At 62.0% G+C, this 14612-nt stretch carries 13 protein-coding genes; 7 read left to right on the forward strand and 6 right to left on the reverse strand.

From position 1 onward, the window contains the following. Positions 1-92: 92 nt before the first annotated feature. Positions 93-1028 carry a LysR family transcriptional regulator gene (locus NH234_RS20010; RefSeq protein WP_367254032.1) on the forward strand — a complete coding sequence of 312 codons (936 nt, stop codon included), beginning with the start codon at positions 93-95 and terminating at the stop codon, positions 1026-1028. 21 nt (positions 1029-1049) lie between these two features. On the opposite strand, the gene NH234_RS20015 is transcribed toward NH234_RS20010, so the two are convergent. Together NH234_RS20015 and NH234_RS20020 are read right to left on the reverse strand one after the other, a co-directional pair. Further along, positions 1050-2732, reverse strand: coding sequence for a methyl-accepting chemotaxis protein (locus tag NH234_RS20015; RefSeq protein WP_085733559.1), 1683 nt, complete (start codon positions 2730-2732; stop codon positions 1050-1052). A 127-nt stretch (positions 2733-2859) separates the two neighbouring features. Further along, positions 2860-4179: a Na+/H+ antiporter NhaC family protein gene (locus NH234_RS20020; RefSeq protein WP_085733558.1), complete on the reverse strand. Its 1320-nt coding sequence runs from the start codon at positions 4177-4179 to the stop codon at positions 2860-2862. 314 nt (positions 4180-4493) lie between these two features. Between NH234_RS20020 and NH234_RS20025 the strand changes: the two genes are divergently transcribed. Continuing rightward, positions 4494-6641, forward strand: coding sequence for a methyl-accepting chemotaxis protein (locus NH234_RS20025; protein WP_085733557.1), 2148 nt, complete (start codon positions 4494-4496; stop codon positions 6639-6641). A gap of 66 nt (positions 6642-6707) precedes the next feature. Here NH234_RS20025 and NH234_RS20030 read toward each other — a convergent pair whose 3' ends face one another. Genes NH234_RS20030 through NH234_RS20045 form a run of 4 tightly spaced genes read right to left on the reverse strand, consistent with a single transcriptional unit; the run spans position 6708 to position 9309 of the window. Then, positions 6708-8021 carry a sensor histidine kinase gene (locus NH234_RS20030; protein WP_085733556.1) on the reverse strand — a complete coding sequence of 438 codons (1314 nt, stop codon included), beginning with the start codon at positions 8019-8021 and terminating at the stop codon, positions 6708-6710. Beyond that, entirely contained in the window at positions 8018-8686 is a 669-nt protein-coding gene (locus NH234_RS20035; RefSeq protein WP_367254035.1) for a response regulator transcription factor, read from the reverse strand. The genes NH234_RS20030 and NH234_RS20035 overlap by 4 nt, the downstream gene beginning before the upstream one ends. A 3-nt stretch (positions 8687-8689) precedes the next feature. Then, complete coding sequence (locus tag NH234_RS20040) at positions 8690-9001, reverse strand: PepSY domain-containing protein (protein WP_039770259.1); 312 nt, start codon at positions 8999-9001, stop codon at positions 8690-8692. Then, on the reverse strand, positions 9001-9309 hold the full coding sequence (locus NH234_RS20045) for a PepSY domain-containing protein (RefSeq protein WP_085733554.1): 309 nt from the start codon (positions 9307-9309) through the stop codon (positions 9001-9003). Before NH234_RS20045 ends, NH234_RS20040 begins: the two co-directional genes overlap by 1 nt. Positions 9310-9455: 146 nt before the next feature. Here NH234_RS20045 and NH234_RS20050 point away from each other — a divergent pair, with 146 nt between their 5' ends. The 5 genes from NH234_RS20050 (at position 9456) to codA (ending at position 14584) form a co-directional block, all read left to right on the forward strand. Next, the gene (locus NH234_RS20050; protein ID WP_085733553.1) at positions 9456-10535 is read left to right on the forward strand and encodes a hypothetical protein; all 1080 of its coding nucleotides are present in this window, start codon (positions 9456-9458) and stop codon (positions 10533-10535) included. An 86-nt stretch (positions 10536-10621) separates the two neighbouring features. Continuing rightward, a complete protein-coding gene (gene queD, locus NH234_RS20055; RefSeq protein ID WP_007955941.1) occupies positions 10622-10978 on the forward strand; it encodes a 6-carboxytetrahydropterin synthase QueD in 357 nt (118 codons plus the stop codon). Between the two features lie 85 nt (positions 10979-11063). Then, positions 11064-11876: an alpha/beta fold hydrolase gene (locus NH234_RS20060; RefSeq protein WP_367254037.1), complete on the forward strand. Its 813-nt coding sequence runs from the start codon at positions 11064-11066 to the stop codon at positions 11874-11876. A gap of 180 nt (positions 11877-12056) precedes the next feature. Beyond that, complete coding sequence (gene codB, locus NH234_RS20065; RefSeq protein ID WP_367254038.1) at positions 12057-13328, forward strand: cytosine permease; 1272 nt, start codon at positions 12057-12059, stop codon at positions 13326-13328. Between the two features lie 14 nt (positions 13329-13342). Further along, a complete protein-coding gene (gene codA, locus NH234_RS20070) occupies positions 13343-14584 on the forward strand; it encodes a cytosine deaminase (protein WP_367254040.1) in 1242 nt (413 codons plus the stop codon). Positions 14585-14612: the final 28 nt, after the last annotated feature.

Consider the following 14612-nt stretch of genomic DNA (forward strand, 5'->3'; position numbering starts at 1 on the left):
AACGATGGCGCGGATTATCGGCTGGCGCGGCTGTGCGATAAATGGGAGCATCCGGACAACACTTTTGCGCAACTCGCACAGCAGGATGATCCATGCACGGGCTCAACGAACTGGGATTCAAGGCGCTAAGGCTGTTTGTGGCGGTACTCGACCACGGCAGTTTTTCCGAAGTAGCCCGCCGCGAGGGAGTGGCGCCCTCCTCGATTTCCCGGCAGATCCAGTTGATGGAACACGCGCTGAACCAGCAACTGCTTTACCGCCACACCCGCGCGGTAACACCCACCGAAGCCGGACGCATGCTCGGCCACCACGCGCGGCTGGTGCTGGTGCAACTGGAGGAAGCCGAACAGGCGTTGCAGGAACAGCAAAGCGAGCCCACCGGCCTGGTGCGAATCAACGCCCCGGTGGTGTTCGGCCAACGTCATCTGACGCCATGGCTAGGCCGTCTGTGCGAGCGCTACCCAAAGCTGCAACTGGACATCCAGCAGACCGATCACTACATCGATCCGCTGCAGGAAGGCGCCGACCTGCTGTTCCGCATCGGCCCATTGCACGACTCGAGCATGCAGGCGCGAATCCTCGCGCCGCACCGCTTTCAGGTCGCGGCCAGCCCAGCGTATCTCAAGCGTTTCGGCACGCCACAGCATCCCGAAGACCTCGCGCGCCATCAATGTCTGGCCTACAAGGGCGCGACCGGTCAGCAGCGTTGGTTCTTCCGTCAGGATCAGGGCGAGTGGACGCCGTATTCAGTGAAAGGCCCGATTACCGGCAATCATGCGGACACCCTGACCCAGGCCGCCGAACAGGGTTTGGGGCTGGTGATGTTTCCGTCATGGCTGATCGGCGAGGCGGTGCGCGAGGGTACGCTGGTGCCGGTGTTGGGGGAGTATCAGGTGTCGAACAGCGTTGAGCCGCAGCAGATTGCGGTGCTGTGGCCGGGGAGTCGGCGGTTGTCGGTGAAGGTGCGGACAGTGATTGATTTCTTTGTTGAGTGTTTTGGGGAGGTGCCGTATTGGGACAGACCCTGACGGTCTGCCCCGACAGCGCCATCAGATCCGGAACTGACCGACCAGCTTGCCCAACCGCTGCCCCAAATCCGCGAGACTGCGCGACGTCTGCGCCCCCAACTGGGTTTCATCCGCCACGTTATCCACCGCCACCGCGATCTGATGCACGCTTCGGTTGATCTCCTCAGCCACGGCCGTCTGCTCTTCGGCAGCACTGGCAATCTGTGCGTTCATCGAGTTGATGGTGGCGATCAGATCCGCCATGGCATCCAGCGATGCTCCGGCCTGATTGGCCTGAGCCGACGTACCGTCACCCGCCTCGCTGGACCGGCGCATCGCCTCGACCGCCGACTGCGTACCTGCCTGCAAACGGTCGATCATCCCCTGAATTTCCTGAGTGCTGATCTGCGTGCGCGACGCCAGCGCCCGCACCTCATCCGCCACCACCGCAAACCCGCGCCCCGCCTCGCCGGCCCGGGCCGCTTCAATCGCTGCGTTGAGTGCCAGCAGGTTGGTCTGTTCGGCAATCGAGCGGATCACCCCGAGCACGCCAACGATCGACGACACGTCCTGTTGCAAGCTGTCGAGGGACAAACCGCTGCTACGGATATCGTCCACCAGCGCATGAATCTGCTTGATGCTGCCGGCCACCACGCGTTTGGCGGTCTGGCCTTCTTCGTCGGTCTGCTGCGCGGCGACGGCGGCGTTCTGTGCACTCTTGGCGACTTCTTGCGCGGCGGCGGACATTTCGTTGATCGCCGTCGCCACCTGATCGGTCTCGTGACGCTGACGTTCCATGGCCTGATCGGAGCGCTGGGCCTGATCCGACACTTGCGTCACTAGCCCAGTCAGTTGCGAAGTCATTTCAGTGATCTGCCGCACCAGACCGTGGATCTTGTCGACGAAACGGTTGAACGAGCCGGCCAGTTCGCCGAGTTCATCCTGACTGGTGATGGTCAGGCGACGGGTCAGGTCGCCCTCACCCGCCGCGATGTCGTCAAGGTTGGCTTTCATCAGAGTCAGCGGCCGCAGAATGGTATTTGCCAGCACCAGCCCCGCCACCGCGATCACCAGCAACACGATCACCGCCACGCCGACGATGCTCAACACCACGCCTTCCATACGCTCCTGAACCTGGGCCTGAACCAGCGCCACTTGCGCCTCGATGCCATCGAGGTTGACCGACGTACCGACCGCCATGTCCCACTTCGCCAGGTATTCGGTGTAGCCGAGTTTCGGCACCAGCACCTGCGCATTGCCCGGCAGCGGCGAGCTGTATTGCAGGTAGTGAGTACCGTCCTTCGCCACTTTCACCAGGTCGCGGTTGACGTAGACGCCGTTCGGGTCGCGGTTGTCCTTGAAACTCTTGCCCACGCCTTCAGGATCGGTGGACTTGAACAGGCGCACGGTCTCGGAGTCGTAGCCGAAGAAATAGCCATCCTTGCCGTACTTGATGCCTGACAGCAGCTTGATCACCTGCGCCCGCGCCTCGGCGTCACCGGGGGTGGCGGCGTCGTACAAAGGTTTGATGGTGGTCATGGCCACGGCGACGTAGCTGGCCAGGGTAGCCTTGGCGTCGCCGAGCAGGCGCTCGCGGGTCTGTTCGACTTCCTTGTGCGCCTGCTCCTGGAGAATGAACAGCGTGGTCAGGCTGATCACCAGCGCAAAGAGCAAGACCGGAAGGACGGCAAGGGACAGGACTTTAGCCTTGAGACTCAGGCGCATTGGGGGCTCACTCTTTTGGTTTTATTGGCGTGGTTAAAGGCGTTAACGGCACGCGAAAGCAAAAGTTGAGCTGAGGTCTAACCAGATCGTTACCACGTTCTGAGCAGTAACGATCCGGTTTGGGGTGTTACAAGACCATCGCGGCCATCCAGCCCGCCGCCAGCAACGGCAGGTTGTAATGCAGGAAGGTTGGCACCACGGTGTCCCAGATGTGGTGGTGCTGACCGTCGATGTTCAAGCCGGAGGTCGGGCCGAGGGTCGAGTCCGAGGCCGGCGAACCGGTGTCGCCCAAAGCCCCGGCAGTGCCGACGATGCAGACGATCGCCATCGGGCTGAAACCCAGCTGTACGCACAGCGGGACGAAAATCGCCGCGAGGATCGGCACCGTGGAGAAGGACGAACCGATACCGATGGTCACCATCAGCCCCACCAACAGCATCAGCAACGCGCCAATGGCCTTGCTGTGATCGATCTGCGCCGCCGCGCTTTCGACCAGCGTGCGCACCTCACCGGTGGCCTTCAATACTTCGGCAAAACCCGAGGCGGCGATCATGATGAAGCCGATCATCGCCATCATTTTCATGCCTTCGGTGAACAGGCCGTCAGTCTCGCGCCACTTTACGATGCCCGACGCCGAGAAAATCAGGAAACCGGCCAGCGCCCCGATAATCATCGAGTCCAGCAGCAGCTGGATAATGAAGGCTGCAGCAATAGCCAGACCGGCAATGCCAATGGTCATCGGGTTGTAGGCGACGCTGACCTGTTCAACCTGCTCAATCTTCTCCAGATCATAGACACGCTTTTTGCGGTAGCTGAAGAACACCGCCATCAACAGCCCAAACACCATACCTGCGGCCGGAATGGCCATCGCGTGCATGACGTTGACCTGGCTGATATCGACGCCGGCCTTGCTGACGTTGGCCAGCAGGATCTGGTTGAGGAAGATGTTGCCGAAACCGACCGGAAACACCATGTACGGCGTGATCAGGCCGAAGGTCATGACGCAGGCGATCAGCCGGCGATCCAGTTGCAGCTTGGTCAATACATATAGAAGCGGCGGCACCAGCAATGGAATGAACGCAATGTGGATCGGCAAGATGTTCTGCGAAGCGATCGCCACCACCCACAGCAAGCCGATCAGCAGCCATTTGACGCTGCCGCCACCGGATGCGTGCTGACGATCGACCATCGTCAGGGCCTTGTCAGCCAGCGCATGGGCCAGGCCCGACTTGGCAATCGCCACGGCGAAAGCGCCGAGTAACGCGTAGGACAACGCCACTGTCGCCCCCCCGCCCAGGCCACTGTTGAACGCCTTGAGCGTGGCGTCGATGCCCAGGCCGCCGGTCAGGCCACCGACCAGCGCACCGACGATCAACGCGATTACCACATGCACTCGGGACAGGCTGAGGATCAGCATGACGCCGACCGCAGCAATCACTGCATTCATTTCACTACCTCAAAAACACGACGGTAAAGCCATTCACCGCCAGACAGGATGAGTCCGGCCGGCAAGCCACGAGGGTCGCCAGCGGATTTGCATAGAGGGTCTTATTAGAAGGGCGCGCACTGTGCCGCAGAGCGGGCGCAGTGTCAAAGCGACGGGGCGTGCCACTGTGTAACTTTCCATGATCAAACTGCTGAAGATGGCATATCCGCCACAACGTGCGTCAATTCGCCATATTGCATTTGCACCATAAAGAAAGTCGAAACGCGGCCGTTACAGTGCAAAGTCTCAGATATTTATCGAATAAGGACGTCTGCATGTCGCTCAGACAACTTTCCATCCAATGGAAAATCACCCTGCTCGCCGGGCTCTGCCTGGCCGGTATCGTGACCCTGTTGGTGGGTCTTTCGCTGTATCGCATGGAGCACAGTTCTGAACTGGTCAAAGCCTCCAGCATGGAGATGCTCACCGAATCGGCTCAGGCGCGCATCGAATCCCAGGGCGAAGTTCAGGCGGCGGGCATTCGCCAGCAGTTCATGGACGCCTATCAATATGGCCATGGTTTTTCGCGTCAGGTGCTGTTCCTGCGCGAACAGGCCGAGAAGCGCTTTCTCGATGCCTTCGACCTGCGCGAAGACATGACCCGTCAGGTGAAATCGGCGCTACAGGCCAACCCGGAATTGCTCGGCCTGTCGCTGGTGTTCGAAGCCAACGCGCTGGACGGCAAGGATGAACTGTTTGCAGGCCAGGCCGAACTGGGCAGCAACGACAAGGGCCGTTTCGCCCTGTACTGGTCGCAGCCGACGCCAGGCAAAGTGACCTCGATGGCACTACCGGAAAGCGACATGGCCGACACCAGCACCGGCCCCAGTGGCCAGGCCGCCAACGCTTGGTTCACTTGCCCGCGCACCACGCTCAAGCCGTGCGTGATCGAACCGTACTTCTATGTGATCGACGGGCAAAAGGTGCTGATGACCAGCATCGTGTTCCCGCTGATGGTCAACGGCAAAGTGATCGCCTCGCTGTCGGTGGACATCAACCTCAACAGCCTGCAGGCGATCAGCCAGGGCGCCAGCAAGAAGCTCTATGACGGCCAGACCGCCGTGAGCATCATCAGTCCCGCCGGACTGCTCGCCGGCTACAGCCCGGACGCCAGCAAACTCAGCCAGCGCCTGGATGCCGTGGACACCACCAGCGGCACCGAACTGCTGCGCCTGCTCGCTTCGAGCAAAACCGTCAGCAGCCTGCACAGCAATGCACAGCTGAAAGTGCTGTCGCCGTTCCAGCCGATTCCCGGTGGTCCGTCGTGGGGCGTACTGCTCGACGTGCCGGAGAAAGTCCTGGTCAGCCGCGCCGAAGCGCTCAAGCAGCAACTGGATGCCAGCAACACCTCGGGCACCCTGATCGAACTGAGCCTGGGCGTGCTCGCCGCGCTGGTCGGCCTGCTGCTGGTGTGGCTGATGGCACGCAGTGTGACCAAACCGATCCTCGGCGTGGCCCACATGCTGGAAGACATCGCCAGCGGCGAAGGCGACTTGACCCGTCGTCTGGCCTACGACAAGAAAGACGAACTCGGTCAACTGGCCGGTTGGTTCAACCGCTTCCTCGACAAGCTGCAACCGATCATCGCCGAGGTGAAACGCTCGGTGCAGGACGCGCGCAACACTGCTGACCAGTCCTCGGCCATCGCCACCCAGACCAGCGCCGGCATGGAGCAGCAATACCGTCAGGTCGACCAGGTCGCTACCGCGTCCCACGAAATGAGCGCCACCGCCCAGGACGTGGCTCGCAGCGCCGCACAAGCGGCCGAAGCAGCGAAAGATGCCGACCGTGCTACCCGTCAGGGCCTGACCGTGATCGACCGCACCACCGCCAGCATCGACACCCTCGCCGCCGACATGAGCGCGGCGATGGTGCAAGTCGAAGGCCTGGCTGCCAACAGCGAGAAGATCGGCACCGTTCTGGAGACCATCCGTGCCATCGCCGAGCAGACCAACCTGCTGGCCCTGAACGCCGCCATCGAAGCTGCCCGTGCCGGTGAAGCCGGACGCGGTTTTGCCGTGGTCGCTGACGAAGTGCGCAACCTCGCCCGCCGCACTCAAGAATCGGTGGAAGAAACCCGCCAAGTCATCGAGCAACTGCAAAACGGCACTCAGGACGTGGTCGGCTCGATGGGCAACAGCCATCGCCAGGCTCAGGGCAGCGTTGAACAGGTTGGTCAAGCGGTTACCGCGCTGCGCCAGATCGGCGATGCGGTCACGGTGATCAGCGACATGAACCTGCAGATCGCCAGCGCCGCTGAAGAACAGAGCGCGGTGGCTGAAGAGATCAACAACAACGTGGCGACGATCCGTGATGTGACGGAATCGCTGTCGGGGCAGGCGAATGAGTCGGCGCGGGTGAGTCAGTCGCTCAATAGTCTGGCGAATCAGCAGCAGAGTCTGATGGATCAGTTCCGGGTCTAAGGTCCACGCAAAGTCCCTGAGAGAGCTGGCTTGCTAGCTCCCTCAGGGACTTTGGAGTGACAGGAGTCAGCGTTTAGGCAATTCGATCACCACCTTCAAACCGCCCCACTCACTCTCGCCCAACACCAGCAACCCACCCCACGTCTCGACGATATCCCGCACAATCCCCAGCCCCAAGCCATGCCCATCGGTCTGCTCGTCCAGTCGCGTACCACGACTGAAGACCTGAGCACGCTGCAATTCGGGAATCCCCGGCCCGTCATCTTCAACGCTCAGGGCGAAGCCATCCGTGCGCTCGATCACGCTCAGCCGTACCTCGGCATCGGCCCATTTACAAGCGTTGTCCAGCAGGTTACCGAGCAGTTCCAGCAGGTCTTCACGATCCCACGGCAGTTGCAGGCCCGGCGGAGACACGTAGCTCAGTTCAAGGTGTTCACCATGGATCATGTTCAACGTCGACAACAGCCCCGGCAGCTCTGCATCACAATCGAACAGCGCCCCCGGCAGCGCATCGCCGGACAGGCGTGCACGATTGAGTTCGCGGTTCAGCCGTTGTTGAACCTGCTCCAGTTGTTCCTTGAGGATCTTGCGCAACTCGGGATGGGCATCGAGCTTCTCGCTCGAGGCCAGGCTCAGCAGCACCGCCAGCGGGGTTTTCAGCGCGTGCCCGAGATTGCCCAGGGCATTGCGCGAACGTTTCAGGCTATCTTCGGTGTGGGCCAACAGGTGGTTGATCTGCGCCACCAGCGGCTCCAACTCTTCAGGCACCTGTTCGTCGAGCTGCGAACGCTGGCCTTGCTGCAATTGGGCGATCTGTTCACGGGCTCTCTCCAGTGGGCGCAAAGCACGACGCACGGTGATGCGCTGCAAGATCAGAATCAGCAGCAACCCGGCCAGCCCGAGACCGAGGCCGATCTGGCGCATGCGCTGGAAGCTCTCGCGCACCGGCGTGTAATCCTGGGCCACGCTGATGGAAATCGACTGGCCGAGCCGTCGATAGTCCGAACGCAGCACCAACAACTGCTGGCCGTCCGGCCCCAACTGCAGGTTGCTGTGCAAACCGGGTCGTTCGAGCAGCGGCAAGTCCTGATCCCACAAGGATCGGGAACGCCAGTGGCTTTCAGCGAAGTCGATGCGAAAGTAATGCCCGGAAAACGGTCGCTGATAAGCCGGCGACAAGTGTCGCTCATCCAGCTGCAAGCCTTGCGGACCACGGACCAGTGCCACCAGCAGGCTCTCGCTGTCGTTACGCAACCCGGCTTCGAGATAGCGCTGCAAACCCGCTTCGAACAGCCACAGGCTGGTTTGTGCCAACAGCACGCCGACGACCACCAGCACGCTGATCAACCCCAGGCTCAAGCGGCGCTGGATCGATCTCACGAAGCCTGTCCGCCAAACAGATACCCCTGACCTCGCCGGGTTTCGATCACGCTCTTGCCGAGCTTGCGCCGCAGGTGATTGACGTGGACTTCAAGCACGTTGGAATCGCGTTCGGTTTCGCCGTCGTAGAGGTGTTCGGCGAGGTGGCTCTTGGAGAGGATCTGCTCCGGGTGCAGCATGAAGTAGCGCAGCAGACGGAATTCGGCAGCGGTCAGCTGAATGTCGGCACCGTCGCGCACGACACACTGACGGCCCTCGTCCAGATGCAGGCCGGCGGCCTTGAGCGTCGGCTGGTTGGCCTGACCTTTGGAGCGGCGCAGCAGCGACTGGATGCGCAAATGCAGCTCTTGCGGGTGGAAGGGTTTAGTCAGGTAATCGTCGGCACCGGCCTTCAGGCCTTCGATGCGCTCGGCCCATGAATCGCGAGCGGTGAGGATCAGCACCGGAATCGTCAGACCGCCGGCACGCCATTGCGCCAGCACCTCAAGCCCCGGCACGCCGGGCAGACCGAGGTCGAGGATAATCAAGTCATAGGGCTCGCTGCTGCCCTGATAAACCGCATCGCGCCCGTCCGCCAGCCAGTCCACCGCGTAGCCCTGACGTTGCAGGCCAGCGAGCAATTCGTCGGCCAGCGGTACGTGGTCTTCCACCAGGAGCAAGCGCATCGGTCAATCTTCCTTGTCTTTCACGAGTTCACCGGTGTCCGCCTTCAGGTGCAGCTCACGGGCCACGCCTTCGACGGTCAGCAACTCGACTTCATAAATGTAGACGTCGTGTTTTTCTTCCAGCTCGACTTCCAGCAGTTTCGCGCCGGGATAACGGTCCATCGCCTGCTGCAGCACTTGCTCCAGCGGCAGGATCACACCCTGCTTGCGCAGATTGAGGGCTTCGTCGGGACCCAGGTCACGAGCCATGGCCGTCGAGCAAAACATCACCAGCGCCAATGCCGTACGGCGGGTGGCGCGAACATTAACCTTCATTACGTATCCTGATGATCCTTGAGCACTTGCCCGCTGACCGCGTCCAGTTCCAGATCCCATTCCAGCCCCTGCGGATCACGCAGTTCGATCTGGTAGATGTACTTGCCGTACTGCTCTTCCAGCTCGGTGTCGGTGATCGTCGAACCCGGGTGTTTGGCCAACGCGGTGGCGTTGAGCTTCTCGAAGGAGACGATAGTACCAGCGTCGCGCAGGCGCAGGGCTTCATCCGGGCCGAGATCGCGGGCGTGAACGGTGCTCGCGGTAAGGCCGATGATCGAGGCAAGGGTCAGGGCAGTCAGGGTTTTCATGGTGTCTCCGTATTTTTATGTGTCGCTACGGGCGGCACCTTAACGGTGCGAACTTAACTGAAACTGAATTGCCATCATGGGGTCTGCTCCCGCTGCCATAGCAACATGTGCTTATAATCTTTCGCTTGCTAACGATCGAGACCGGTATGACAGCCATCCACATCAAGTTCCCTGCCCTCACCCTCAAGGCCGGCCCTCGGGCCATGGCGCGCATTCGTGCCCAAGGCCTGAACGCCGCCGACGTCGGCACCTTGCCCGGCGCTGCCGGCGGGCCCAAGGCGCTGGGGATTCAGGGGCTGGATCTGGCGCTGTTCGGTGAGTGGTTGCCGGCCGCGCCGCGTGAGCGTTCGCTGATCGGTGCGTCGGTCGGTTCCTGGCGGTTCGCCAGTGCCTGTCTGCCGGACGCCGCCGAAGGCATCCGTCGCCTCGGTCAGTTGTACACCGAGCAGAACTTCAACAAAGGCGTGACCATCAGCGACGTCAGCCGCAGTTCGCAGCGCATGCTCGATGACCTGCTCGACGGGCGCGACGCCAGCCTTCTGACCAACGCCCATTACCGCTTGAATATCATGGTGGTCAAAAGCCACGGCGGGCTGGCGGACGACCATCGTGGCCGGCTGGGGCTGGCGCTGGGTTCGGTAATCGCCGACAACTTGCGCGGCCGTGCGCGGCTGTCGCGGCATTTCGAACGGCTGATCATCCACGACCCGCGTCTGGCGCCGCCGGTGCATGCGCTGAATGACTTTCCGTCGCGTTTCGTCGCCCTCGATGCCACAAACCTGCGTCAGGCGCTGCTGGCCTCGGGTTCGATCCCGATGGTCATGGAGGGCGTGCGCGACCTGCCGGGCGCCGGTGCCGGCACCTTCCGCGACGGCGGCTTGCTGGACTATCACCTTGACCTGCCCTACAGCGGCGACGGCATCGTGCTCTATCCGCACTTCACCGACCGGGTGATCCCGGGCTGGTTCGACAAGACCCTGCCCTGGCGCAAAGCCTCGGTGGAACGCCTGCAGGACGTGCTGTTGCTGGCGCCGTCGAAGGAATACCTGACGCGTCTGCCGTACGGCAAACTGCCCGACCGTAACGACTTCAAGCGCTTCATGGGGGATGCACCGAGCCGGCAGAAATACTGGCGCGCAGCGATGGACGAGAGCCGCCGGCTGGGCGACGAGTTCCTTGAACTGACTGCCAATGGTCGCCTCGCCGAGCGCTTGCTGACCCTTTAGTCAGCACAGCCCTGGACAAGCTGGTAAACTCGCCGCCTGCCCGAATTCGCTGCGGCGAACGCCATCTGAACAGAGCTGAAATCACTGTGGAAATTTTCAAAGAGTTCACCTTCGAATCCGCCCACCGCCTGCCCCACGTACCGGACGGCCACAAGTGCGGACGTCTGCACGGTCACTCGTTCAAAGTGGCGATTCACCTGAGCGGCGACCTTGATCCGCACACTGGCTGGATCCGTGATTTCTCCGAGATCAAGGCGATTTTCAAGCCGCTGTACGAGCGTCTGGATCACAACTACCTGAACGACATTCCGGGCCTCGAAAACCCAACCAGCGAAGTGCTGGCCAAATTCATCTGGAATGAATTGAAGCCCCTGCTACCGGAACTCAGTGCGATCCGCATCCACGAGACCTGCACCAGCGGTTGCATCTATCGCGGCGAGTGAATCCCGCGACACAAAAAAACCACCGAGACCGGTGGTTTTTTTACGCCTATGCTTTTTGGCTCGAACCCGCCAAGAGGACAGGCCCATGACGGACTGGCTGCTGGATCAGGTCTTTGATTTCAACGGGCGACAGATTCGCCACGGGGTGCGCGGCGACGGCCCGCCGTTGGTGTTCGTGCATGGCACGCCCTTCTCTTCCTACGTGTGGCACCGGATCGCGCCGCACTTTTTCGCCACGCATCGGGGGCATTATTTCGACTTGCTGGGCTACGGACGATCCGAGCAACCGGACGCCGACGTCTCCCTCGGCGTGCAGAACGAATTACTCGCGCAGCTGCTGGATCACTGGGGCCTGCAACGCCCGGACGTGGTTGCCCACGACTTCGGTGGCGCCACCGCCCTGCGCGCGCATCTGCTCAACGGTCAGGATTACCGCACCCTGACGCTGATCGACCCGGTGGCACTGACGCCCTGGGGCTCGCCTTTCGTGCAGCACGTGCGCCAGCATGAAGCGGCGTTCAGCGGCCTGCCCGACTACATCCAGCGCGCCATCGTCCCGACCTACATTCGCGGGGCCATTCACCGGGATATTCCCGACGATGAACTGGCGCCTTACGTGCAGCCGTGGATCGGTGATCCGGGGCAAGCGGCGTTCTACCGGCAAATCGCGCAAATGGATCCGCGTTACACGCAGGAAGCGCAGCCGCTGTACCCGACGATCCGTTGTCCGGTGCAGATTCTCTGGGGCGAGGAAGATCAGTGGATTCCCATTGAGCGCGGACGCGAGTTGCACAAGTTGATTCCGGGATCGCAGTTTCACCCGATTCCGAACGCCGGGCATCTGGTGCAGGAGGATGCACCGGAGGCCATCGTTGCCGCCCTGATGCGCTTTCTCTGAGCCGAAAAGCAACCTGTGGGGACCGGCCTGATGGCTCCCACATTGTGCTTCAGCGCAGGCAGGCGCACTGCTTTCGCGCCAAATCCACTTCCTCGTCTATACATAACCTCGCCAATCGGTAACTGGCACGACCGCTGCAACCTCCTCGCGTCCTCCCCTTTCCAGCAAGGAACGCCCGCCATGACCCAGAACGATCCCGGCAACGATTACCCCCTGAGCGAAGTCCCCATGCACGCCCGCAAAGGCCTGGCCTCCACGGCCATGGTGCTGCTGGGCTTCACCTTCTTCACCGCGACCATGTTTGCCGGCGGCAAGCTGGGCGTGGCGTTCGACTTTGGCGAGATGATGGCGGTGATCATCATCGGCAATCTGCTGCTGGGCCTGTACGCCGCCGCCCTGGGTTACATCGCCTTCAAGAGCGGCCTGAACTCGGTGCTGATGGGGCGCTTCTGTTTTGGCGAAGTGGGCAGCAAGCTCAGCGACCTGATTTTGGGCTTCACCCAGATCGGCTGGTACGCCTGGGGTACGGCGACGGCAGCAGTGGTGCTCGGTAAATATTTCGCCCTGGACGACGGCACGGTGCTCGGGCTGATGGTGCTGTTCGGCCTGGTGTTCTGCGCCACGGCGTATGTCGGGTATCGCGGGCTGGAAATTCTGTCGTACATCGCGGTGCCGGCCATAATGTTGCTGCTGATGCTGTCGATGTGGGTGGCCACGGTGAAGGTCGGCGGCCTTGATGGTTTGCTGGCCGTGGTGCCGACCGGTTCACTGGACTGGTCGACCGCCATCACGCTGGTGTTCGGCACCTTCGTCAGCGGCGCGACCCAGGCTACCAACTGGACGCGTTTCTCGCGTTCGGCGCGGGTCGCGGTGCTGGCCAGCCTGATCGGCTTTTTCGTCGGCAACGGTCTGATGGTGCTGATCGGTGCCTATGGCGCGATCGTCTATCAGCAGCCCGACGTGGTCGAAGTTTTGCTGCTGCAAGGTTTCGCCATGGCGGCGATGGCCATGCTGTTACTGAACATCTGGAGCACCCAGGACAACACCATCTACAACTTCGCCGTCGCTGGCTGCAACCTGTTGCGCACCGGGCGCCGCAAGACCGTGACCCTGGCCGGTGCGGTGATCGGCACGCTGCTCGCACTGTTGGGCATGTATGACATGCTGGTGCCTTATCTGATCCTGCTCGGCACCGTGATTCCGCCGATTGGCGGGGTCATCATGGCCGACTTTTTCTTCCGCTGGCGCGGCCACTATCCGCGCCTGGCCGACGCACGGCTGCCGGCCTTCAACTGGCCGGGGCTCGGGGCCTACGCGGTTGGCACCCTCGCCGCGTTTCACTCGCCGTGGATCGCGCCGCTGGTGGGGATCGCCGCTGCCGCGCTAACGTATGTCATCGTCACCGGCCTGCTGGGCGCCCGCCGCGCCAGCGCGCCACTACAAGACCTATAAGAAGGATTTGCCTGATGCACATCATCAACGCCCGCCTGCGCAACCAGGAAGGTCTGCACGAGTTGCACCTGGAAGACGGTCTGATCCGCAGCATCGCGCGCCAGACCGAAGCGCCGACCCTGGGCCCCGACGACCTCGACGCCGGCGGCAATCTGGTGGTGCCCCCCTTCGTCGAGCCGCACATTCACCTCGACGCCACCCTGACCGCCGGCGAACCGCGCTGGAACATGAGCGGCACGCTGTTCGAAGGCATCGAATGCTGGGGCGAGCGCAAGGTCACCATCACCCAGGAAGACACCAGGATCCGGGCCAGGAAAACCATTCAGACCTTGGCCGCCCATGGTATCCAGCACGTGCGCACCCACGTCGACGTCACCGACCCGCAACTCACCGCGCTCAAGGCCATGCTTGAAGTCCGCGAAGAAAGCCGTCACCTGATCGACCTGCAAATCGTCGCGTTCCCCCAGGAAGGCATCGAGTCGTTCCGCAACGGTCGCGAGCTGATGGAAGAAGCGATCCGCATGGGCGCGGACGTGGTCGGCGGGATTCCGCATTTCGAATACACCCGCGATCAGGGCGTCAGCTCGGTAAAATTCCTGATGGACCTGGCCGAACGCACCGGCTGCCTGGTGGACGTGCACTGCGACGAAACCGACGACCCGCATTCGCGCTTCCTCGAAGTGCTGGCCGAAGAGGCCCGCAGCCGCGACATGGGCGCACTCGTGACGGCCAGCCACACCACCGCGATGGGCTCCTACGACAACGCCTACTGCGCCAAGCTGTTCCGTCTGCTCGGGCATTCGGGTATCAGTTTTGTCTCCTGCCCGACCGAAAGCATTCATCTGCAAGGGCGCTTCGACAACTTCCCGAAACGCCGTGGCGTGACTCGTGTGAACGAACTGCTCGAAGCGGGCATGAACGTCTGCTTCGGTCAGGATTCGATCGTCGACCCGTGGTATCCGCTGGGCAACGGCAACATCCTGCGGGTGCTCGAAGCCGGGCTGCACATCTGCCACATGCTCGGTTACCGCAACCTGCAAAGCGCCCTGGATCTGGTCACCGACAACAGCGCCAAAGCCATGCACCTCGGTGAGCGCTATGGCCTGGAACAGGGTCGCCCGGCCAACCTGCTGATCCTGTCGGCGGACAGCGATTACGAAGTCATCCGCAGCCAGGGCCTGCCGCTGTATTCGATCCGTGGCGGCAAAGTGTTGGTGAAACGGCAGATGCCGGTGGTGGAGTTCGTCGAGGGGTGAGCGGCGGTTATGGTTCGCGGCGGTTTTA

The organism is Pseudomonas sp. stari2 (assembly GCF_040760005.1).
Classification (GTDB): Bacteria; Pseudomonadota; Gammaproteobacteria; order Pseudomonadales; family Pseudomonadaceae; genus Aquipseudomonas.